This is a genomic window from Ectobacillus antri, assembly GCF_003852715.1.
GTDB classification, from domain to species: domain Bacteria; phylum Bacillota; class Bacilli; order Bacillales; family Bacillaceae_G; genus Ectobacillus; species Ectobacillus antri.
The window spans coordinates 1-21,259 of record NZ_RIAV01000019.1 but is presented as its reverse complement, the minus strand read 5'-3'; the positions used below and the strand labels follow the sequence as shown (position 1 = coordinate 21,259).

Below are 21,259 nucleotides of genomic sequence, written 5' to 3'. Positions count from 1 at the left end.
TATCATTTCCAAGTTTCCGAAAAATATACATACTAAAGAAACCCAGAAAATCACACATTGGCATTGTATAATGTTAACACAACCAAAAATAACCGTCAACGTTTTTTTGATTTTATGATATAATATCCTTTTTTCTTTTCTACAATCTCCGCAGACCCGAACACTTCTTCCATCTTAGCTATAGCCGAAGGCGCTCCTTGCTTCTTTTGAATCACAATCCAAAGTTCCCCGCCCACCACTAAGTGGTTATAAGCTTTCTCTAAAATCTCGTGAACAACCTGCTTCCCCGCTCTAATAGGAGGATTAGATAAAATAGCAGCATAAGAACCTTGTACATTTTCATATACACTACTAGAAAATATACGAACATTCTTTACCCCGTTTAACTGCGCGTTTTCAGCAGCCAATTCCATAGCACGTTCGTTTACATCAACCATATCAACATGACGATCAAATTCTTTAGCAAGCGATAAGCCGATTGGACCATAACCGCAACCCACATCAAGCAACGCACCTTCTACGACAGGCAATTCAAACGTCTCAATTAATAAACGTGAGCCAAAGTCCACTTCACCCTTAGAAAAAACACCATGATCAGAATAAAACTGCATAGTGCGTCCGCGCAATGAGAATTGCCATTTTCTTTTATCACTCTTACTAGTTGGGCTATTCGAAAAATAATGTTCCGCCACTATTCTCACCTCTTATATCGTACAGAAATCACAATATCCTTGTTATAGACATGATACTGCAGATCCTATACGCGGCACACAATATAAACTTTAAAACCTCATAATATATAAGGATAAAAAAAAGCTCGCATAAGAGCGAGCTTTTTTATGCAGCATCAGTGAAATTACTTAACTTCAACAACTGCTCCAACTTCTTCAAGTTTAGCTTTGATTTCTTCAGCTTCTTCTTTAGAAGCGCCTTCTTTAATAGCTTTAGGCGTGTTGTCAACTAGTTCTTTAGCTTCTTTCAAGCCAAGACCTGTAAGTTCACGAACAACTTTGATAACTTTGATTTTTTGAGCGCCTGCGTTAGCAAGTACCACGTCGAACTCAGTTTTCTCAGCAGCAGCTTCAGCAGCGCCACCAGCCATAACAGCTACTGGAGCAGCAGCAGTTACGCCGAATTCTTCTTCGATAGCCTTAACTAGGTCGTTAAGTTCTAATACAGTCATATTTTTAACCGCTTCAATGATTTGTTCTTTAGTCATTTGAAGATCCTCCCTTATTTACACGTAGTTTAATTTAATGAAAATTGATTGTAGGCGAAAATTAAGCGCCTTGTTCTTCTTTTTGATCCGCCACAGCTTTTGCAGCAAGTGCAAGGTTGCGAATTGGAGCTTGAAGAACGCTAAGCAACATAGAAAGTAAGCCTTCGCGAGATGGAAGTTCAGCGATTGCTTTAACTTCTTCTACGGATACTAATTTACCTTCAATGATACCAGCTTTGATTTCTAAAGCTTCATGCTTCTTAGCGAAATCGTTCAATACTTTAGCAGGTGCTACTACATCTTCATTGCTGAATGCAATAGCGTTAGGACCTGTAAGGTATTCGTTCAGTTCAGCCATTTCAGCTTCTTCTGCAGCACGACGAGTTAATGTGTTTTTGTAAACCTTGAACTCGATGCCAGCTTCACGTAATTGCTTACGAAGTTCAGTTGCTTCACCAACAGTCAGACCGCGATAGTCAACAACGATCGTTGATTTGCTCTCTTTCAGTTTGCCTGCGATTTCAGCTACTACTACTTGTTTTGCTTCGATTGCTTTGCTCATCGTTACACCTCCTGTAAGACTGGATTGTACCGATACCGTGCGTCATAAAAAACCTCCACGCTAAGCAGACGTGGAGGTTTTATAGTCACAGAAAAAAATCCGTTTCTATTCAAACACCTCGGTAGGAAATTAAGCCGAGTGGCACCTACTGTCTACGGTACAGGTAATTAAATTAACAACGTTATTGATTATATACAAACTTCAATAAGAAGTCAACTTCCAATTATTATGCAAAAGTAGAAACGTCTACTTTTACGCCAGGTCCCATTGTAGAAGAAACTGTTACGTTCTTCATGTAAGTTCCTTTAGCAGCAGATGGCTTAGCTTTAAGCATAGCTTCATATACTGTTTGTAAGTTTTCAACAATCTTATCGTTTTCGAAAGATACTTTACCTACCGGAACGTGGATGTTACCAGCTTTATCAACGCGGTATTCTACTTTACCAGCTTTGATTTCGTTAACTGCTTTTGTTACATCAAATGTAACTGTACCAGTTTTAGGGTTTGGCATTAAGCCTTTAGGTCCCAATACGCGACCAAGCTTACCAACTTCACCCATCATATCTGGAGTTGCAACTACCACATCAAACTCGAACCAACCTTGTTGGATTTTATTGATGAATTCAGCATCTCCTACGTAGTCAGCGCCAGCAGCTTCTGCTTCTTTCGCTTTTTCACCTTTAGCAAATACCAACACGCGTTGTACTTTACCAGTACCATTTGGAAGTACTACAGCACCACGAATTTGTTGGTCAGCTTTCTTAGGGTCTACACCTAAACGAAATGCAACTTCTACAGTCGCATCAAATTTAGCAGGGTTTGTTTTCTTAACAAGCTCAATTGCTTCTGTTACAGAGTAAGCAGTAGCACGGTCTACAAGCTTTGCAGCTTCTAGGTACTTTTTACCTCTTTTCGCCATTTCAATTTCCTCCTTGAATGTGGTTTTAGCGGAATAACCTCCCACGTATATGCCTTTTTAGAGGATAAGGCACCATCCTTGTATATCAAACCTGACATATTTTACGATAATAAAGGTTGCAGTGTTACCCGCAACCTTCTTTTGCAACAAACAAATCGAAATTAGTCTTCGATAACAATGCCCATACTGCGAGCAGTACCTTCGACCATACGCATAGCAGCTTCTACGCTAGCAGCGTTTAGATCTGGCATTTTTTGTTCAGCGATTTCACGTACTTTATCACGCTTTACAGTTGCCACTTTATTACGGTTTGGTTCACCAGAACCAGACTGAATTCCAGCTACTACTTTCAAAAGAACAGCAGCAGGCGGAGTTTTTGTAATGAAAGTGAAAGAACGGTCTTCAAATACCGTAATTTCAACAGGAATAATCAAACCAGCTTGATCTGCTGTACGAGCGTTGAACTCTTTACAGAAGCCCATAATGTTAACACCCGCTTGTCCAAGTGCCGGACCAACCGGTGGAGCTGGATTAGCTTTACCTGCAGGAATTTGTAGTTTAACAACTTTAATTACCTTTTTAGCCACGAGACACACCTCCTTAAGTCCGTGATGTGGTAAATGGGCCTTTGCCCTCCCACTCTATTCTTTTATCTCTCTATGAGATAAAAGCATGCAAGTTACTGCCTTCTGTATGAAGACATACTGACCTTAAAGATATTATCACTTTTCGTTTTGAATTTCAAGTTTTATTCTTATAATTTTTCAACCTGGTTAAAATCTAGTTCGACAGGTGTTTCACGACCAAACATATCAACAAGCACAGTTACTTTTTGCTTTTCCATATCAATCTCTTCAATCATGCCTGTGTAGTTTGCAAATGGACCTTCTTTGACACGAATTGTTTCTTTCATTTCAAAGTCAAAGTCAACCTTTTCACTCTCTACACCCATGCGCTTCAAGATAACGGCTACTTCTTCTTCTAGTAACGGTGTAGGCTTTGAACCTGATCCAGCAGAGCCAACAAAACCTGTTACACCTGGTGTATTACGCACAACGTACCAAGAATCATCCGTCATGACAAGCTCCACCAAAACATAGCCTGGAAACACCTTTCGCTTCATGAGCTTCTCTTTACCATTTCTCATTTCTACTTCTGTTTCTTCCGGTACAACAACTCGGAAGATTTTATCTTGCATATTCATTGTTTCTACACGTTTTTCTAGGTTCGTTTTTACTTTATTTTCGTAACCAGAATACGTATGCACTACATACCAGCGTTTTTCCATTCCGTTAGGACAACCGTCCTTCCCTCCCCGACTCTATTATTTTTGCTCAAACGAAAAAACCCGTTCACCGGGTTTTTAACACAGTTCGTATAGATATCATTATACCATGTACGTGCGCATCTTATTCAAGAATTAAACGGATTAATGAAGAAATACCCATGTCCAATGCCGCGAAAAAGACTGCGAAAAATACAACAGTAACAAGAACTGTAATGGTAGAACGAACAAGCTCTGCTCGTTTCGGCCAACTTACTTTTTTCATTTCACGACCTACATCGCCAAAAAAGGTAGTCAAACGCATTTACGGGACCTCCAATATGAATAGCAATTCTTATTTTGTTTCTCTATGAATCGTATGATCATTGCAAGATTTGCAGAATTTCTTCATTTCAAGCCGCTCCGCAGAGTCTGCCTTTTTCATTGTGGAGTAGTTTCTGCTGTTACAACTCGTGCATGAAAGTACAACTTTTTTACGCATCTTTACACCAGCCTTATGAAACTATGTCTTTAAAACTGTACCATATGTTAAAAAGGCATGTCAATTGCAGGTATAAGATATAACGGGAGAAATATGCGAGTATACACAGAAAAATAACATTATTTTTAACAGGATACCGCAGATGAGGTTTGACTACGGTCACAGTCTACCTACCAACACCTTCTTGCACTTTTATTTTCTTATTGCTTAAATGAAGTATTTACCCCACGGATTGCGTCTAATGGTAGCATGTAGTATCTTGCCTTGTACTTCACGACTTTTGGCAAAGCGAACAAGACCAAGTTTTGGCAACTTAATATGATTCCCATCATATACACTCGTATGTATTCTCTAGTTCATTGCTGCACTTTCTCTCATTTCTACGTAGCGCTCCATTTTACGTTTGACACGCTGTAGCGCATTGTCAATTGATTTGACGTGACGATTTAGTAATTCAGAAATCTCTTGATAAGAACGCCCGTCTAAATATAAAGAAAGGACCTTTCTTTCTAAATCGCTTAATAATTCAGAAATTTTAAGTTCTATATCAACATACTCTTCTTGATTAATAATCATTTCCTCAGGATCTGTGACCTTGGATTCGGAAATAACATCCAAAAGTGTACGATCTGATTCTTCATCATAGATAGGCTTGTCCAATGAAACATAGGAATTTAAAGGGATGTGCTTTTGCCTTGTAGCCGTTTTAATAGCTGTAATAATTTGGCGAGTGATGCAAAGCTCTGCAAATGCTTTAAATGATGAGAGCTTGTCTTCTTTGTAGTCTCGAATTGCTTTAAATAAGCCAATCATACCTTCTTGGATGATATCTTCTCGATCTGCACCTACTAAAAAGTACGATCTTGATTTGGCGCGTACAAAATTTTTGTACTTATGGATTAAGTACTCAAGCGCCATTACATCACCCTTTCTGACATAATCGACAATTTCTTCATCTTCTAAATCAACGAATTGCGCGTTGTGTTCACTTAAGACGTTCAGTTCCAAATTGCACCCTCCCCCAACCGCTAATTAGACTACTTTTAAACTGTTAGATAAAGCACTATTCACTTTTATATGTTCTTTAGTAAAAAACACACTTTTACAGTTAGAAATATTATACAGTACGTCACAAAAGAGCGTCAATCACTCAACGCTCTCCGCGACGTAACTTTTCTAACTTTTCTGTAATTTCCTTGCTATATCTTGATTCAAACATACCTTTTTGCGATTTTTCCTTTGCAATTTCGCTTCGAACCCGCTTTTCCATGCTTTTCACTTCAATCTCAAGCTCACGTGCAGATTTACGCAAGGCACCTTGTGCAAAAATAATCCATTGCTCTGTATAGTCAGAGGTAGCCACATGAATGCGAGTATCCAATTGCTTTAGCTCTCGTGCTAATTGTTCAATCTTTTCATCCGCTGTTTGGTTTTTTCTCGTAAAAATAATCTCTACTTTAGCTTGTTTTATCTTTTTTTCAATTCCTTGTACAAAATGAGCGTCAAATACAATGATTACTTTTGTACCCGTATAACCTTGGTAGTCGGCCATCTTATCTATTAACATATCTCGCGCGGCCTGCAAATCATCATCACGGAGCTTGCGCAAATCTTCCCAAGCTCCAATGATGTTGTAACCATCTACTATTAATATCTCCTTCATTTCCTATTCACCGAGTGGCATTCTTTTACGAAACACCTCATACATTAACAATCCCGCGGCAACAGATGCATTCAACGATGTAACCTTTCCCTTCATCGGCAATCTAATTAAGAAATCGCATTTGTCCCTTACTAGGCGACTGACTCCCTTACCTTCACTGCCAATGACAAGCCCAAGTGGCAATGTACCATCCAAGTTTCGATAGTCATCACTACCTTTTGCATCTGTTCCTGCAATCCAAACACCGCGTTCTTTTAACTCGTCAATAGTTCTCGCTAAATTAGTTACACGCGCTACAGGTATATACTCAATTGCGCCCGTTGAAGACTTTGCTACCGCTGCTGTCAATCCAACTGCTCTACGCTTTGGAATAATGATTCCATGCGCTCCGACTGCATCTGCCGTTCGCATAATAGAACCTAAATTATGCGGATCTTCAATTTCATCAAGCAGTAAGAAAAAAGGTGCTTCTCCTCTTTCTTCTGCTAGCTTAAACAAATCATCCACATCTGCATACTCATATGCAGCTACTTGTGCAATTACCCCCTGATGATTACCTTCTACCATTTGATCTAATTTTTTCTTGGGAGACTGCTGTACGATAACTCCATTTTCTTTAGCCAATTGAAGCACCGTTTGAATTTGCCCTTTATTTGCTCCTTCAGAAACCCAAATTTTATTGATATCTCTCCCTGACTTCAATGCTTCAATGACAGGGTTCCTTCCAATTACATAGTCCTGACTCATTGCTCTCTTCCTTCCTTATTCTCGGAAAGCGAAATGGCTCTTTCAATAATTTCCGAAAGTCTGTTATGGTTGTCCAATAAATAGTGATAACCCACTAATGCTTCAAATGCTGTACTGTACCGGTATGTTTGTACATCTGTGTTTTTCGGAATTGTTCCTGACTTAGCATTTCTTCCTCTTTTCACAACAGCAATTTCTTCTTCGTTGACAAAACCTTCTTCAAGCATTTGTAAAATCACCTTTGCCTGCGCTTTTGCTGAAACATATTGCGTACTAAGGCGATGAAGCTGGTTAGGACGAATATTTCCTTTTAAAAGGAGGTGATGCCGAATGTGCTTCTCGTAAACGGCATCACCCATGTATGCTAACGCCAAGCTGTTTAATTGCTTTACATCAATCATATTTATCCTCTCTTCCAGCGCGTTCCTTGCGGTGTGTCTTCGAGAATAATATTACGCTCCTTCAACTCATCGCGAATTTGGTCAGCTCGTGCAAAATCTCGATTCTTACGTGCATCAATTCGTTGTTGAATTAAATCTTCAACTTCTTCATCCAACAACTCAGCATCTTGGGTTAATTGTAAGCCGAGGATAGAAAATAAATCTTCAAATTCCTTTATAAAGGTCTCAATAACGACTTTTGATGTATGCTTTTCGAGCAAATATTGATTTGCTTGATTCGCTAGATTGTACAGCTCTGTTACTGCATTCGCCGTATTAAAATCATCATCCATCGCTGTTTCAAAAGCTGTTCGGAACGATGTTGCTTCTTTTACCCATTTTTCATCGCTATCCGTTAAATTTGTGCTGCTTTTCATACGATGCTTTAGATTTTCATAAGATGTACGAATCCGCTCTAAGCCTTTTTGCGTACTCTGCAATAATGATTCACTAAAGTTAATGGGATGGCGATAATGTACAGATAACATGAAGAAACGAATTAATTGCGGGTCATACTGCTTAATGATGTCATGTACAAGGATAAAATTACCAAGCGATTTCGACATCTTTTCATTATCGATATTGATATAACCATTATGCATCCAATACTTTGCAAACGGCTTTCCTGTTAACGCTTCTGATTGCGCAATCTCATTTTCATGATGCGGGAATGCCAAATCCTGACCGCCCGCATGGATGTCAATCGTATCTCCTAAGTACTTTCTAGCCATGGCAGAGCACTCAATATGCCAGCCCGGGCGACCTTTACCCCAAGGACTTTCCCAGTAAATTTCGCCTTCTTTTGCTGCTTTCCATAATACGAAATCAAGCGGGTCTTGTTTCCTCTCACCAACCTCAATACGAGCACCATGACGCAGATCAGCTATTGATTGATGAGAAAGTTTTCCATACTCATCAAACTCTTTCGTTTTGTAATATACATCACCCTGAGATTCGTACGCATAACCTTTATTTATCAGTTCCTGTACAAATTCAATGATGATATCGATATTTTCTGTTACACGAGGATGTACATTTGCATGCTTGCAACCTAGTGCCTGTGTATCATCAAAGTACGCTTGAATAAATCGCTCGGCAATTGTTGGTACATCTTCACCTAATTCATTAGCCGCCTTAATCAACTTGTCATCTACATCAGTGAAATTAGAAACATAGTTTACTTCAAAGCCTTTATATTCTAAGTAGCGGCGCACCGTATCAAATACAATGGCAGGTCTTGCATTACCTATATGAATGTAGTTATATACTGTTGGGCCACATACATACATTTTTACTTTCTTTTCTTCTAGCGGAATAAACGCTTCTTTCTTGCGTGTTAAAGTATTATACAGATGAATTGTCATAATCCTTCGTCCTTTCTTTTAACCCCTGCAGTTGTAACTTTAGCTGTTGTATCTCTGCCTCCATTGCTTTTAATTTATCAGCAATTGGATCAGGTAAATCTGTATGATTTAAATCATGTTTGACTTTAATACCATCACGAATGACTACACGTCCCGGAATACCTACTACGGTTGAGTTTGGAGGGACCTCCTTTAAAACTACTGATCCGGCACCTATTTTAGAATTTTCACCTACTGTAATAGAACCCAGGACTTTTGCTCCCGTTGCAATAAGAACATTATCCTTAATAGTAGGATGCCGCTTTCCTTTTTCTTTTCCAGTACCACCAAGCGTAACACCTTGAAAGACAATCACATTATTCCCAATTTCACACGTCTCACCAATCACAACTCCCATACCATGATCAATAAAGAACCTTCTTCCTATTGTAGCGCCAGGGTGTATTTCAATACCGGTAAAAAAGCGGCTCACTTGCGAGATGACACGAGCGAGAAAGAAAAAGCGCTTCTTGTATAAAGCATGTGCTACTCTGTGTGACCAAATTGCGTGAAGACCTGAATACGTTAAAATTACTTCTAGGTAGCTCCTGGCCGCCGGATCTTGTTCAAAGACGACTTCTATATCTTCGCGAAGTCTCTTCAACATAATTGGTTCCCCCTTTGTTTACAATCTTCCCTATTTAACATTAAGAATAGATCAAAACTTACTCGTTTGTGACTAAAGAGTAGTACAAAGAGTTCATTCAGCAAGCAGTTGCTTAGCGCCATTCCCTTAGAATGTATATCTTCTTTTAAATATTACTGACTCAACACAATTTCCCACATAAAAAAGACGCCTCTGTAAAGACAGAGACGCCAAAGCGCGGTTCCACTCTGTTTAAGTCCAATAAGGACCTCAACTTATGTTTCATAACGGCTCTTCACCGCTTCCACCTACTGTATTATTCAGTGGAAGACTCCAAGGGGCACTTCAAAAGCTAACTCATAAATCGCTCACAGCCAAGGCGATTCTCTCTGTAAAGAGTATAACTTCCTACTTTTCCTTATCGTCGCTTTATCATATGAACTGTGTTTGTTTACATATTGTCATATCTCTAAGGTTACTGCAAGAATTCTGTGTAAATCTAAAAGTATTCTTATTATATTGCAAAGTTCTAAAAAAGTTAACGAATTGCTTTGCTAATTCTTGATAAAACTTTTTGCTTTCCTAAAAGCGCGATTGCTTTCGGTAAATCAGGACCATGCGTTTGACCTGTAGTAGCTACGCGAATTGGCATAAATAATTTTTTGCCTTTTTGTCCTGTTTTCTTTTGAACAGCTTTAATAGATGCTTGCACTGCTTCAGCTGTAAATTCTTCTAAAGATTCAAGTTCTGCAGCAAATGCCTCCAAGACCTCTGGAACTTGCTCTTCCGCTATTACTGTAGCTGCTTCTTCATCATAACTGATTTCATCTTTAAATAACACGTTAGAGAGTTCAACAATTTGAGCACCATAACTAAGCTGCTCTTGATAGAGAGCAACAAGGTCTCTTACCCATTGTAGCTCTTGCTCAGTTGGATGTTCTCCAATACGGCCTGCTTTTACAAGATGCGGCATACAAAGCTCCATCACACGCTCAACAGATTGCTTTTTGATATATTGATTGTTCATCCATGTTAATTTTTGTGTATCAAATACTGCCGGAGATTTAGACAAACGTGCTGAGTCAAAGATATCAATGAATTGCTCTTTCGTAAAGATCTCTTCCTCACCACCTGGAGACCATCCAAGCAAACCGATAAAGTTAAGTAGAGCTTCTGGAAGATAGCCAAGCTCTTCATACTGCTGAATGAACTGAATGACAGATTCATCACGCTTACTTAACTTTTTACGATTTTCGTTTACAATCAGTGTCATGTGACCAAAAATTGGTGTATCCCAGCCAAAAGCCTCGTAAATCATCATTTGCTTTGGTGTGTTGGAAATATGCTCTTCTCCGCGCAATACGTGTGTGATTTTCATAAGATAATCATCTACCGCTACCGCAAAGTTATAAGTAGGAATACCGTCCTTTTTCACAATAACGAAGTCACCGAAATCTTCTGAACCAAATCGTACTTCTCCCTTAACCATATCATTGAACACATATTCCTTGTTTTCAGGAACGCGGAAACGGATACTTGGAATACGCCCTTCTGCTTCAAAAGCCTGCATTTGCTCTGGTGTTAGATTTCGATGCGCACCGGAATACTTCGGATTTTCTCCAGCTGCCATTTGCGCCTCACGCTCTGCTTCCAGCTCTTCTTCTGTTAGGTAACATTTATAAGCCAAACCTTTTTCTAAAAGCTGCTCGTACAGCTCACGATAAATGTTGAGGCGTTCTGTTTGACGATACGGGCCATATGGACCGCCTACATCCACACTTTCATCCCATTCAATGCCGAGCCATTTCAAATATTTCAACTGGCTTTTCTCACCATTTTCTACATTGCGCTTTAAATCTGTATCTTCAATGCGAATAATAAAATCTCCGCCATGATGTTTAGCAAATAGATAGTTAAACAACGCTGTTCTTGTGTTTCCAATATGCAAATGCCCTGTCGGACTAGGTGCATAACGTAACCTTACCTTTTTATCCATAACGTACACCTTCCAAATTTAAAATAATTTATCGTTTTTTCTGTAGTAACACAACAGCCTGTGAAGCAATACCTTCTTCTCTTCCTGTAAAGCCCAACTTCTCAGTTGTTGTTGCCTTTACATTGACATTTTCAATAGAGGTTTGCAGCAGTTCACTGATGCGCTTTCTCATATCTCCAATGTAAGGCGCCATTTTTGGTTTTTGAGCAATAATGGTACAATCTATATTCACAAGCTCATAGCCTTTTTCAGTTACAATATCCCACACTCTTTCTAGCAATACCGCAGAATCCGCATCTTTAAATGCCTGATCTGTATCCGGAAAATGTTTACCAATATCTCCTTCCGCTACAGCACCTAAACATGCATCTGCAATCGTATGAAGCAATACATCTGCATCTGAATGTCCCAATAGCCCTTTTTCATAAGGAATGGTGATACCCCCTAGAATAAGCGGTCTTCCTTCAGCAAAGGCATGGACATCAAATCCTTGTCCAATTCGAAACATAATGTTTCCTCCTATCTGTTCGTGCGCAAAAACGCTTCTGCAACGACTAAATCGTCCGGTGTTGTCACCTTAATGTTATAGTAGCTTCCTTCTACCACAGTAACCTTGTGCTTTATGTACTCCACCAAGCTTGCATCATCTGTCCCATTATAACCTGCTTCACGGGCAATTTGATGTGCTTTTTTTAGAAGCGGCAGGTGAAATCCTTGTGGTGTTTGTACGGCCCATAAAGCTGAACGTTCCACAGTCTCTTCAACCACACCATCTACAATTCGTTTAATAGTATCCTTTACTGGAACCGCACAAATAGAAGCCCCATATTCTACAGCCGCATCTAAAACACGCTGCGTAACACCCTCTGTTACAAAAGGTCTCGCTCCATCATGCACCAAAACATATTCATGTTGTGCATGACATATACCATTATAAACACTGTCCTGCCTTTCGCTACCACCATTTACAAAGACTACGTCTTTTTTTATATCATATTTTGCGAGTAAATCAGAGAATGTTTCATACTCATCTTCACTGATTACCAAAATAATCTCTGCACAATTCGAGTCATTCTCAAATGCTCGTAATGTATGAATAATAACAGGAGCAGATTGCATAGGTATCAAAAGTTTGTTTATCCCCGCTCCCATGCGTTTTCCTTTTCCCGCAGCAGGAATTACCAGAGTATATTTCATAACATTCTCCTATAGTGCCTTTTCCAATTGCTTTCTTTTTGCAAAAATCATTCGACCTGCTGAAGTTTGCAGGACACTTGTCACCAATACATCCAACTGCACACCAATGTAATCCCGACCATCTTCTACAACAATCATTGTACCGTCATCTAGATAAGCTACGCCTTGATTTTGTTCTTTCCCATCTTTTACGACATACACACGCAGTTCCTCACCCGGTAACACCACTGGTTTAATAGCGTTTGAGAGATCATTAATATTAAGAACCTTAACTCCTTGGAGTTCGCACACTTTATTTAAGTTGAAATCATTGGTGACGACAGTTCCGTTCATGATTTTAGCTAACTTCACCAATTTACTGTCAACCTCTTGAATATCTTCAAAATCACCTTCATAAATCTCAACCTTAATATCTAACTCTTTTTGAATCTTATTTAAAATATCCAAGCCTCGACGTCCCCTGTTACGTTTTAATGTATCCGAGGAATCAGCTATATGCTGCAACTCACCAAGTACAAACTGCGGAATTAAAATCGTACCCTCAAAAAAACCAGTTTTACAAATATCCGCAATTCTTCCATCAATAATCACGCTCGTATCAAGAAGCTTAAAATTAGCCGCCGGAGTCTCTTCAACGTCTTCATCATGATTCGTTTTCTTTTTTCCCACGCGCTGAGGCAGTGAAAATAGCGCCACAAGCTCGTTTCGTTTTTTAAATCCAACTTGAAAGCCTAGATAGCCTAATAATAAAGTCACAAAAATTTGAAGCACTGTACTAATAATATCAATGGTGATAGATTTAATAGGCAAAAGTATTAAATAAGCTACTATAAGTCCAAAAATCAGCCCTAAACTACCAAACAGAACATCCGTTACCGGTGCTCGAACCATTGCTTCTTCTACATACTTAATTAAATGGACAATATAATCGACGAGCCAAAACGTTGTGATAAATAGAACAAGTGCACCGACAATTGCACGAATATACGATGTTTCCAAAAGCACAACAGACTCCATACCAAGTATATCTGTAATTTTAGGAATAAGAAAAATCCCCAAGGCCCCTCCTACTATTAAAAAGAAGAGTTGCACAATTCGTTTTAACATCCAACCACCTCCTACTCATTATAGACCGCACTGCTCACTTAAAAACAAAACGCACAGTGTTTCTTTCTAAATCATGGTTATATCATACCATAACTCACAATACCTTGCGTGCGGACAGATTTGAATACGCTCATTAATTATGACGACTTATGTAAAGTTGCTCCTGAATACGTTTTAATCCGTCGCGAATTTTCTTTGCGCGAACCTCTCCAATTCCCTCTACTTCATCAAGGTCATCAATCGTTGCTCTGCAGATACCTTGCAAATTTTTAAACTGATTAATTAAGTTTTCAATAACCAAAGGAGGTAATCTTGAAATCTTGCCCATAATACGATACCCACGAGGGATAACTTGCTTTTCTTCTAGTTTTAATTGACTTGGATATCCTAGTAGTTTAACAAGGTCACTATCTTCAAGCAATTCTACATTCGCTAATTCTTGAAGCTTTTTCAAGATTTGATAATGATCTTGCGTTTTTTCATATGAATAATCTTTAATAAGTAGGGCCGCCTCTTCTTCTAAATCAGCTAATAATTCATCAAGCTGCAGTCGAATAAGACGTCCTTCCGTTCCAAGTTCGTGTATGTAACTTAAAATCTCATTTTTAATACGCAACACCATTTCAACACTATGCAACACATGCATAACTTCCGCTAAGGTTACAACCTCCTCAAACTCTAGAACCCCTAAATTTGTGATCCCTTCATTCCATACCGACTTATATTTTTCCAGCGTTTGAATTGCTTGATTTGCTTTCGTTAAAATAACTCCAATGTCTTTCAATGTATAGCGCAGGTTGCCACGATATAGTGTAATGACATTCCGTCTTTGAGAGATGGCAATAACTAAATTTCCTGTTTGTTTTGCAACTCGCTCTGCCGTTCTATGACGCATTCCTGTTTCTTTAGATTCTATGGCAGCTTCCGGCATAAGCTGCGCATTTGCAATTAATATTTTACTGCCGCTTTCGTTTAAAATTAAGGCGCCATCCATTTTAGCAAGTTCATATAAACTAGCAGGGGAAAATGCACAGTTTATATGAAAACCACCATCTACAATATTCTTCATTTGCTCATTATAGCCAAGAACAATTAACCCTCCTGTTTGCGCGCGCAGTACATTATCAATCCCTTCACGCAATAATGTACCCGGAGCAACAAGCTGAAGTATACCAATTATTGTTCTTGAACGCTGTTTGTGTTCATCCATTACTATGCTCCTCCTAATGTATGACGAAGTGCTTCCCCAATATTTGATACACCTACTACTTCAATCCCTTCTGGAATATTCCACCCACCTAAATTTTTACTTGGCATAATAACTCTTTTAAAACCAAGCTTTGCAGCTTCTTGTACTCGTTGTTCAATACGGGAAACCCTTCTGATTTCTCCTGTTAATCCTACCTCCCCAATTACCGCATCAACAGGCGAAGTAGGCTTATCTCTAAAGCTGGAAGCGATACTTACCGCAACTGCCAAATCGACAGCGGGTTCATCAAGTTTAATACCACCCGCTACTTTTAAATATGCATCTTGGTTTTGTAAAAGAAGCCCGGCACGCTTTTCTAATACAGCCATAATGAGCGATACGCGATTATGATCTACCCCTGTAGCCATACGACGAGGGTTTCCAAAGCTTGTAGGAGAAATCAACGCTTGCACTTCCACCAAAACAGGACGCGTTCCCTCCATAGAAGCTACAACTGTTGAGCCAGCCACTCCAACAGGGCGTTCTTCCAAAAATATTTCAGAAGGATTTAATACTTCCTCAAGCCCAAGCTCCTTCATTTCAAAGATTCCCATTTCATTCGTAGAACCAAAACGGTTTTTCACAGCTCGTAAGATACGATAGGTGTGGTGTCTTTCTCCCTCAAAATATAACACAGTATCCACCATGTGCTCGAGTAACCTTGGACCCGCAATATTTCCTTCCTTCGTAACATGTCCCACAATGAAAATCGGGATTCCTTTTGTCTTTGCAATTTTCATTAACTCCGCCGTACATTCACGTACTTGCGAGACACTGCCAGGCGCGGATGTTACATCAGGCATATAAATGGTCTGAATGGAATCAATAACGACAAATGCCGGATTCATGTCTTCAATATATTGTACAATTCGCTGCAAGTCCGTTTCAGAGTATACATATAAATTGTTGCTTGCAGCATCTAAACGATCAGCACGTAATCTGATTTGCTTAGGAGATTCTTCTCCCGATATATATAGAACTTGATAATTATGCTGCGCAAGCTGCGCAGAAACTTGTAAAAGAAGCGTGGACTTTCCAATCCCCGGATCTCCACCAATTAATACTAACGATCCGTCTACAATTCCTCCCCCAAGTACGCGATTCAACTCTTGATAGTCGGTTGTAATACGCACCTCTTGTTTTGTTTCTACATCTGTAATAGGGCGAGGCTTAGCTGCCTCAGTTTGTAAACCTGTAGCGAACGTTAACCTTCGATTGGATACAGAAGGCGCAAGCTCTTCTACGAACGTATTCCACGCCCCACATCCTGGACATTTTCCCATCCATTTGGGAGACTCATAACCACAATCCTGACACACAAATTTCGTTTTTTTCTTAGCCATACTGTGTCCCTCTTTATATCCTTTTTACTCTAGCTAGATACCTAACTACGTTTACTATATAAGAAAAGGGGCTGTGCTAGCCCCCTTTTCCTGTTTATTATTATTTTACCTTTTCAACGCTACGAATGACAAATGTTTCCCCTTCTGCATCGAAAATAACCTTTTGTCCTTTCTCAATAGCACCTTTTAATAGTTCTTCAGACAGACGATCTTCCACATGTTTCTGGATTGCGCGGCGTAATGGACGTGCTCCATATTCCGCATCAAAGCCTTTATCAGCAAGTGCACTTAACGCCTCATCTGTAATCTCAAGTTCAATTTCTTGCTCGACCAGACGCTTTTTCAACTGATTTGCCATAAGCGATACAATTTCCTTAATATGCTTCTTCTCTAATGGATGGAACACAATAATTTCATCAATACGGTTCAAAAATTCAGGGCGGAATGCCTTTTTCAATTCATCCATTACTTTCCCTTTCATATCAGCGTAATCACGGCCTTCGTCTTGTACATTGAAGCCCATGTGCTTACTGCGCTTCAATGTATCTGCTCCAACGTTAGACGTCATGATTACAATGGTATTACGAAAATCAACTGTGCGTCCTTTAGAATCAGTCAATCTGCCATCCTCGAGGACTTGCAGAAGGATATTAAACACATCCGGATGCGCCTTTTCTACCTCATCCAACAAAATAACAGAATATGGTTTTCTTCTTACTTTTTCTGTTAATTGTCCACCTTCTTCATAACCTACATAACCAGGAGGCGAACCTACTAGACGCGATGTAGAATGCTTTTCCATGTACTCAGACATATCAATGCGAATTAAAGCATCTTCATCACCAAACATGGATTCAGCTAAAGCACGTGCTAGTTCTGTTTTACCTACACCTGTAGGCCCTAGGAAGATAAAAGAACCAATTGGACGCTTTGGATCTTTTAAACCTGCTCTTGCACGACGAACCGCTTTTGCTACCGCAACAACAGCTTCTTCTTGACCAATTAATCGATCATGTAAGATTTGTTCTAAGTTTAACAGTTTATCTGTTTCTGTTTGTGCCAATTTAGATACAGGGATACGTGTCCATGTAGATACAACACTTGCTATATCCTCTACCGTAACCTCTGAGTTTTCTTTTCCTTGTTTTTCTTTCCACTGGCGCTTTGTATCTTCTAATTGTTCGCGCAAACGTTGCTCTGTATCGCGCAAGGACGCTGCTTTTTCAAATTCTTGACTTTGGACAGCTGCATCCTTTTCTTTGCGAACTTCTTCTAGCTTTTGCTCACATTGCTTCAGGTTTGGTGGAGCAGTATAAGAACGTAAGCGTACTTTAGATGCTGCTTCGTCAATTAAGTCAATTGCCTTATCCGGCAAGAAACGATCTGTTATATAACGGTCTGACAGTTTTACTGCAGCTTCAATAGCTTCATCTGTAATAGATACACGATGATGTGCTTCATAGCGATCACGTAGTCCTTTTAAAATTTGAACGGACTCTTCTGCACTTGGTTCATCTACTTGAATTGGCTGAAAGCGTCTCTCTAGTGCAGCGTCCTTTTCAATATACTTTCTATACTCATCAAGTGTCGTTGCACCAATACATTGTAATTCACCACGCGCAAGAGATGGCTTTAAAATGTTAGAAGCATCGATTGCTCCTTCTGCGCCACCTGCACCGATCAGCGTGTGTAACTCATCGATAAACAAAATAATGTTGCCCGCCTGTCTAATTTCATCCATAACTTTCTTTAAGCGGTCCTCAAATTCACCACGATATTTTGTTCCAGCAACAACCGTTCCCATATCAAGTGTCATAACACGCTTATCACGTAAGGTTTCGGGCACTTCATTGTTAATAATTTGTTGTGCCAATCCTTCAGCGATAGCTGTTTTACCAACACCAGGCTCACCAATTAACACAGGATTATTTTTCGTACGACGGCTTAATACTTCAATAACGCGTTGAATTTCTTTACTGCGCCCAATCACAGGATCAAGGCGTCCTTCTCTTGCAATAGCAGTTAAATCACGCGCTAAGCTATCTAAAGTTGGCGTATTTGCATTAGCAGCAGCGCCACCTTGGCCTCCTGAATTTGTCTCATTGCTTCCTAAGAGTTGCAATACTTGTTGTCTTGCTTTATTTAGGCTAACACCAAGATTATTTAAAACACGGGCAGCAACACCCTCTCCTTCTCGAATCAACCCAAGCAAAATATGTTCAGTTCCTACATAAGAGTGACCTAGTTTACGAGCTTCATCCATGGATAGCTCTATCACTTTCTTGGCACGCGGTGTATAATGAACTGTTTGTGTTGTATCGGTTCCGCGTCCAATTAAAGCTTCGACCTCTTTTTGAATTTTTTCAGGGCTTAATCCTAATGCAACAAGCGCCTTTGCTGCAATTCCTTCACCTTCACGCACTAACCCAAGTAAAATATGCTCGGTTCCTATATTGTTATGGCCAATGCGGATTGCTTCTTCTTGAGACAAAGCCAATACTTTTTGAGCTCGCTCTGTAAATCTTCCAAACATCATATGAATCAGCTCCCTACATATTTTTGTTTTCTTCGAATTGTAATCTTTCACGAATCAATGAAGCACGACGTTGATCGCGCTCCTCAGGTCTTAACGGAAAGCCCGCATACTGCTGTAATATGCCCGGTTGGGTCAAAATCATTAATTCTGTTAATATGTTGCCAGATAAATGTTTGATGTACCCTAAATCAATTCCTAGTCTTACATCGGATAAACAACTAGCCGCTTCTGCGGACTCAATTAAACGGCAGTTAGCTAAAACGCCATATGAGCGATATATCTTATCCTCAAGGCGTATACCTGAGGCTTTCGCAATAGCATCTCGAGATGCTCTTTCCTGCTCAATGATTTGTAATACAACACTGCGCAAATCTTCAATAATGTCGTTTTCTGATTTTCCAAGAGTTGTTTGGTTAGATATCTGAAAAATATTTCCGAGGGCATCGCTACCTTCACCATATATACCTCGTACGACTAGCCCCAGTTTATTAATGGCTGTAACAATACGAGACATTTGACCCGTTAGTACTAATCCCGGCAAATGCATCATAACAGAAGCTCTTAGACCGGTTCCTACATTGGTGGGACAGCTTGTTAAATAGCCCAGATGCTCATCAAATGCATATTCTACATTTGATTCAAGTAAATCATCCACTGAATTAGCTAAGTCTAATGCCTCTTTTAATTGTAAGCCCGGGAATAAACATTGTATGCGAATGTGATCTTCTTCATTAATCATAACGCTAATTTGTTCGTTTTCTGATAATAAACAAGCACCTGCAAAAGGAGCTGCAGCTAAATCAGGACTAATTAAATGCTTTTCTACCAGTACCCTTCGTTGCAGGGGTTGTAGCTCATCCACCCTAATCATTTGAAGTTTACCTATCTTTACATGTTCATCTTGCAAAATACCTTGTAACTCATGCAAGACCTTTAAAGCTCCATCCTCTGCTAAAAAAGCAGGAAACGTATATCGTTTTAAGTTTCTTGCAAGTCGAACCCGACTGCTTAATACAATATCCTCCTCTGGACCATGTTCTTTCATCCAAGGACTAATGGCTTCATTCATAATTCGATCAAGTGACATAGACTACTCCTCCTCCCTATGCTCACTCAACTGTTTGCTAATCTCACGTATACGATCTCGAAGTTCGGCAGCTTTTTCAAACTCTTCTTTCTGTATATGCTGGGTCATGAGTTGTTTTAACTGTTCTAATTCTTTTTTTAAACGTATATTTCCTTCCAGGCGCTCTGGAAATTTCCCTTTATGCGTATTATTTCCACCATGTAGTTTCCTTAATATTGGTTGCAGTTGTTCCCGGAAGGTTTCATAGCAATGAGAACAACCGAATTTCCCAACCTGTATAAACTGCTCATATGTCATATGACAATGATGACAGCGCTGCTGTGTATCGTCGGCAACTTTATGATGGTGATTGACAATAGCATGCTCATGATTTAAAAGTCCAGCTAAAAGGTTATGAAATGAAAAGCTAGAATTTTTCCCTGAAAAAAATGCACTATACTTATCTTGCTTTGCACATTCATCACAAACATGTATCTCTGTTTTTTCGCCATTCATTATCTGCGTAAAATGCAATGTGGCTGGTCGCATTTGACATTCTTGGCAAATCAAATTTCATCCCGCCCTTTTATCACTTGTATTTTAAAGCTGTGAGCATGGCTTTTAACATGCGAGCCCGCAATTCATCACGATAAGGTAAATCAGCTAACAGAACGGAACGATCTAGCACACTTAACATAATCTTCGCCTCTCTGATAGTAATAATTTCTTCTTCAGCAAGACGAGTGACAATGCTTTCTGCACCAGATTGAGAAATGCTATTGTGTGCTAAACGAATCATCTGATCAATCATATGAATCTCATCGTGAAGCTTTACCTTAATAATTCTAATATATCCGCCGCCACCTCTTTTACTTTCAACTATAAAACCTTTTTCTAATGTAAATCTAGTGTTGATAACATAGTTTATTTGAGAAGGTACACAGTCGAATTTGTCTGCAACCTCACTACGTTTAATTTCTACGGCGTGATTTTCACTTAAGTCAATAACATGCTTCAAGTACTGCTCAATAATATCAGATATATTTCTCATTCACCTTCCACCTTCATTGACTTTGACTATCTTTGACTTTAATTATATACATCTACATTTTTTTTGCAACTATTTTGTATAGTATTAGTATCACCAAATCAAACGAGGTTTAATCCAAAGAATCTATGTTCAGCCTTTGCTAATTTTCACGGTAAACATTTGCTTTCGACAAGCAGCTAGGGAGAGTATCTGAAGGTATGTAGCGCTGGCAGTGCCCTACTTAACTCACCAACATTAAGCTTTACCGCAACAAAAACAAAAAAGCCGGTCAAAATGACCGGCTTACTGTGTGCCTAGCGACGTCCTACTCTCACAGGGACAAGGTCCCAACTACCATCGGCGCAAAAGAGCTTAACTTCCGTGTTCGGTATGGGAACGGGTGTGACCTCTTTGCCATCATCACTAGACT

Annotated in this window: 24 protein-coding genes, 1 rRNA gene, 1 pseudogene and 2 other annotated features; all 26 genes and pseudogenes read right to left on the bottom strand. The window is 39.5% G+C overall.

Annotated elements, in window-relative coordinates; genetic code table 11:
* Nucleotides 1-95: 95 nt before the first annotated feature.
* Nucleotides 96-692: a class I SAM-dependent methyltransferase gene (locus EEJ45_RS14300; protein ID WP_124565493.1), complete on the bottom strand. Its 597-nt coding sequence runs from the start codon at nt 690-692 to the stop codon at nt 96-98.
* 164 nt (nt 693-856) lie between these two features.
* The gene (gene rplL / locus EEJ45_RS14295) at nt 857-1,219 is read right to left on the bottom strand and encodes a 50S ribosomal protein L7/L12 (RefSeq protein WP_124565492.1); all 363 of its coding nucleotides are present in this window, start codon (nt 1,217-1,219) and stop codon (nt 857-859) included.
* A gap of 61 nt (nt 1,220-1,280) precedes the next feature.
* Nucleotides 1,281-1,781 carry a 50S ribosomal protein L10 gene (rplJ, locus tag EEJ45_RS14290; protein ID WP_124565491.1) on the bottom strand — a complete coding sequence of 167 codons (501 nt, stop codon included), beginning with the start codon at nt 1,779-1,781 and terminating at the stop codon, nt 1,281-1,283.
* 37 nt (nt 1,782-1,818) lie between these two features.
* Nucleotides 1,819-1,957: a sequence feature (ribosomal protein L10 leader region), on the bottom strand.
* A gap of 50 nt (nt 1,958-2,007) precedes the next feature.
* On the bottom strand, nt 2,008-2,700 hold the full coding sequence (gene rplA / locus EEJ45_RS14285; protein WP_124565490.1) for a 50S ribosomal protein L1: 693 nt from the start codon (nt 2,698-2,700) through the stop codon (nt 2,008-2,010).
* 161 nt (nt 2,701-2,861) lie between these two features.
* Nucleotides 2,862-3,287 (bottom strand): 50S ribosomal protein L11, encoded by a 426-nt coding sequence (gene rplK / locus EEJ45_RS14280; RefSeq protein WP_164464297.1) that lies wholly within the window; start codon nt 3,285-3,287, stop codon nt 2,862-2,864.
* Nucleotides 3,288-3,454: 167 nt separating this feature from the next.
* Nucleotides 3,455-3,988, bottom strand: a complete 534-nt coding sequence (nusG, locus tag EEJ45_RS14275) for a transcription termination/antitermination protein NusG (protein WP_124565488.1) — start codon at nt 3,986-3,988, stop codon at nt 3,455-3,457.
* Nucleotides 3,989-4,109: 121 nt separating this feature from the next.
* Complete coding sequence (gene secE / locus EEJ45_RS14270; protein WP_124565487.1) at nt 4,110-4,289, bottom strand: preprotein translocase subunit SecE; 180 nt, start codon at nt 4,287-4,289, stop codon at nt 4,110-4,112.
* A 30-nt stretch (nt 4,290-4,319) separates the two neighbouring features.
* Complete coding sequence (gene rpmG, locus EEJ45_RS14265; RefSeq protein WP_124565486.1) at nt 4,320-4,466, bottom strand: 50S ribosomal protein L33; 147 nt, start codon at nt 4,464-4,466, stop codon at nt 4,320-4,322.
* 210 nt (nt 4,467-4,676) lie between these two features.
* A pseudogene (locus EEJ45_RS14260) lies at nt 4,677-4,793 on the bottom strand (IS200/IS605 family element RNA-guided endonuclease TnpB); the annotation flags it as partial.
* A gap of 24 nt (nt 4,794-4,817) precedes the next feature.
* The gene (locus EEJ45_RS14255; protein ID WP_124565485.1) at nt 4,818-5,474 is read right to left on the bottom strand and encodes an RNA polymerase factor sigma-70; all 657 of its coding nucleotides are present in this window, start codon (nt 5,472-5,474) and stop codon (nt 4,818-4,820) included.
* Between the two features lie 142 nt (nt 5,475-5,616).
* The gene (locus EEJ45_RS14250; protein ID WP_124565484.1) at nt 5,617-6,129 is read right to left on the bottom strand and encodes an NYN domain-containing protein; all 513 of its coding nucleotides are present in this window, start codon (nt 6,127-6,129) and stop codon (nt 5,617-5,619) included.
* A gap of 3 nt (nt 6,130-6,132) precedes the next feature.
* On the bottom strand, nt 6,133-6,876 hold the full coding sequence (rlmB, locus tag EEJ45_RS14245) for a 23S rRNA (guanosine(2251)-2'-O)-methyltransferase RlmB (protein ID WP_124565483.1): 744 nt from the start codon (nt 6,874-6,876) through the stop codon (nt 6,133-6,135).
* The gene (locus tag EEJ45_RS14240) at nt 6,873-7,277 is read right to left on the bottom strand and encodes a Mini-ribonuclease 3 (protein WP_124565482.1); all 405 of its coding nucleotides are present in this window, start codon (nt 7,275-7,277) and stop codon (nt 6,873-6,875) included. The genes rlmB and EEJ45_RS14240 overlap by 4 nt, the downstream gene beginning before the upstream one ends.
* Before the next feature lie 2 nt (nt 7,278-7,279).
* Complete coding sequence (gene cysS, locus EEJ45_RS14235) at nt 7,280-8,680, bottom strand: cysteine--tRNA ligase (RefSeq protein WP_124565481.1); 1,401 nt, start codon at nt 8,678-8,680, stop codon at nt 7,280-7,282.
* Complete coding sequence (gene cysE, locus EEJ45_RS14230; protein ID WP_124565480.1) at nt 8,661-9,326, bottom strand: serine O-acetyltransferase; 666 nt, start codon at nt 9,324-9,326, stop codon at nt 8,661-8,663. The genes cysS and cysE overlap by 20 nt, the downstream gene beginning before the upstream one ends.
* A 199-nt stretch (nt 9,327-9,525) precedes the next feature.
* Nucleotides 9,526-9,739 (bottom strand) — a binding site (T-box leader).
* 104 nt (nt 9,740-9,843) lie between these two features.
* Entirely contained in the window at nt 9,844-11,301 is a 1,458-nt protein-coding gene (gene gltX / locus EEJ45_RS14225) for a glutamate--tRNA ligase (RefSeq protein WP_124565479.1), read from the bottom strand.
* A gap of 28 nt (nt 11,302-11,329) precedes the next feature.
* Nucleotides 11,330-11,809: a 2-C-methyl-D-erythritol 2,4-cyclodiphosphate synthase gene (gene ispF, locus EEJ45_RS14220; protein ID WP_124565478.1), complete on the bottom strand. Its 480-nt coding sequence runs from the start codon at nt 11,807-11,809 to the stop codon at nt 11,330-11,332.
* A gap of 11 nt (nt 11,810-11,820) precedes the next feature.
* Nucleotides 11,821-12,498 (bottom strand): 2-C-methyl-D-erythritol 4-phosphate cytidylyltransferase, encoded by a 678-nt coding sequence (ispD, locus tag EEJ45_RS14215; RefSeq protein WP_124565477.1) that lies wholly within the window; start codon nt 12,496-12,498, stop codon nt 11,821-11,823.
* Nucleotides 12,499-12,507: 9 nt separating this feature from the next.
* Entirely contained in the window at nt 12,508-13,605 is a 1,098-nt protein-coding gene (locus EEJ45_RS14210; protein WP_124565476.1) for a PIN/TRAM domain-containing protein, read from the bottom strand.
* A 133-nt stretch (nt 13,606-13,738) separates the two neighbouring features.
* Entirely contained in the window at nt 13,739-14,815 is a 1,077-nt protein-coding gene (disA, locus tag EEJ45_RS14205; protein WP_124565475.1) for a DNA integrity scanning diadenylate cyclase DisA, read from the bottom strand.
* A 2-nt stretch (nt 14,816-14,817) separates the two neighbouring features.
* Nucleotides 14,818-16,197 (bottom strand): DNA repair protein RadA, encoded by a 1,380-nt coding sequence (gene radA, locus EEJ45_RS14200; RefSeq protein WP_124565474.1) that lies wholly within the window; start codon nt 16,195-16,197, stop codon nt 14,818-14,820.
* A gap of 100 nt (nt 16,198-16,297) precedes the next feature.
* On the bottom strand, nt 16,298-18,733 hold the full coding sequence (clpC, locus tag EEJ45_RS14195) for an ATP-dependent protease ATP-binding subunit ClpC (protein WP_124565473.1): 2,436 nt from the start codon (nt 18,731-18,733) through the stop codon (nt 16,298-16,300).
* Between the two features lie 13 nt (nt 18,734-18,746).
* Nucleotides 18,747-19,820, bottom strand: a complete 1,074-nt coding sequence (mcsB, locus tag EEJ45_RS14190) for a protein-arginine kinase McsB (RefSeq protein WP_124565472.1) — start codon at nt 19,818-19,820, stop codon at nt 18,747-18,749.
* A gap of 3 nt (nt 19,821-19,823) precedes the next feature.
* The gene (mcsA, locus tag EEJ45_RS14185; RefSeq protein ID WP_124565471.1) at nt 19,824-20,369 is read right to left on the bottom strand and encodes a protein-arginine kinase activator protein McsA; all 546 of its coding nucleotides are present in this window, start codon (nt 20,367-20,369) and stop codon (nt 19,824-19,826) included.
* 19 nt (nt 20,370-20,388) lie between these two features.
* Nucleotides 20,389-20,850: a CtsR family transcriptional regulator gene (locus EEJ45_RS14180; RefSeq protein ID WP_124565470.1), complete on the bottom strand. Its 462-nt coding sequence runs from the start codon at nt 20,848-20,850 to the stop codon at nt 20,389-20,391.
* Nucleotides 20,851-21,141: 291 nt separating this feature from the next.
* A 5S ribosomal RNA gene (rrf, locus tag EEJ45_RS14175) occupies nt 21,142-21,257 on the bottom strand.
* Nucleotides 21,258-21,259: the final 2 nt, after the last annotated feature.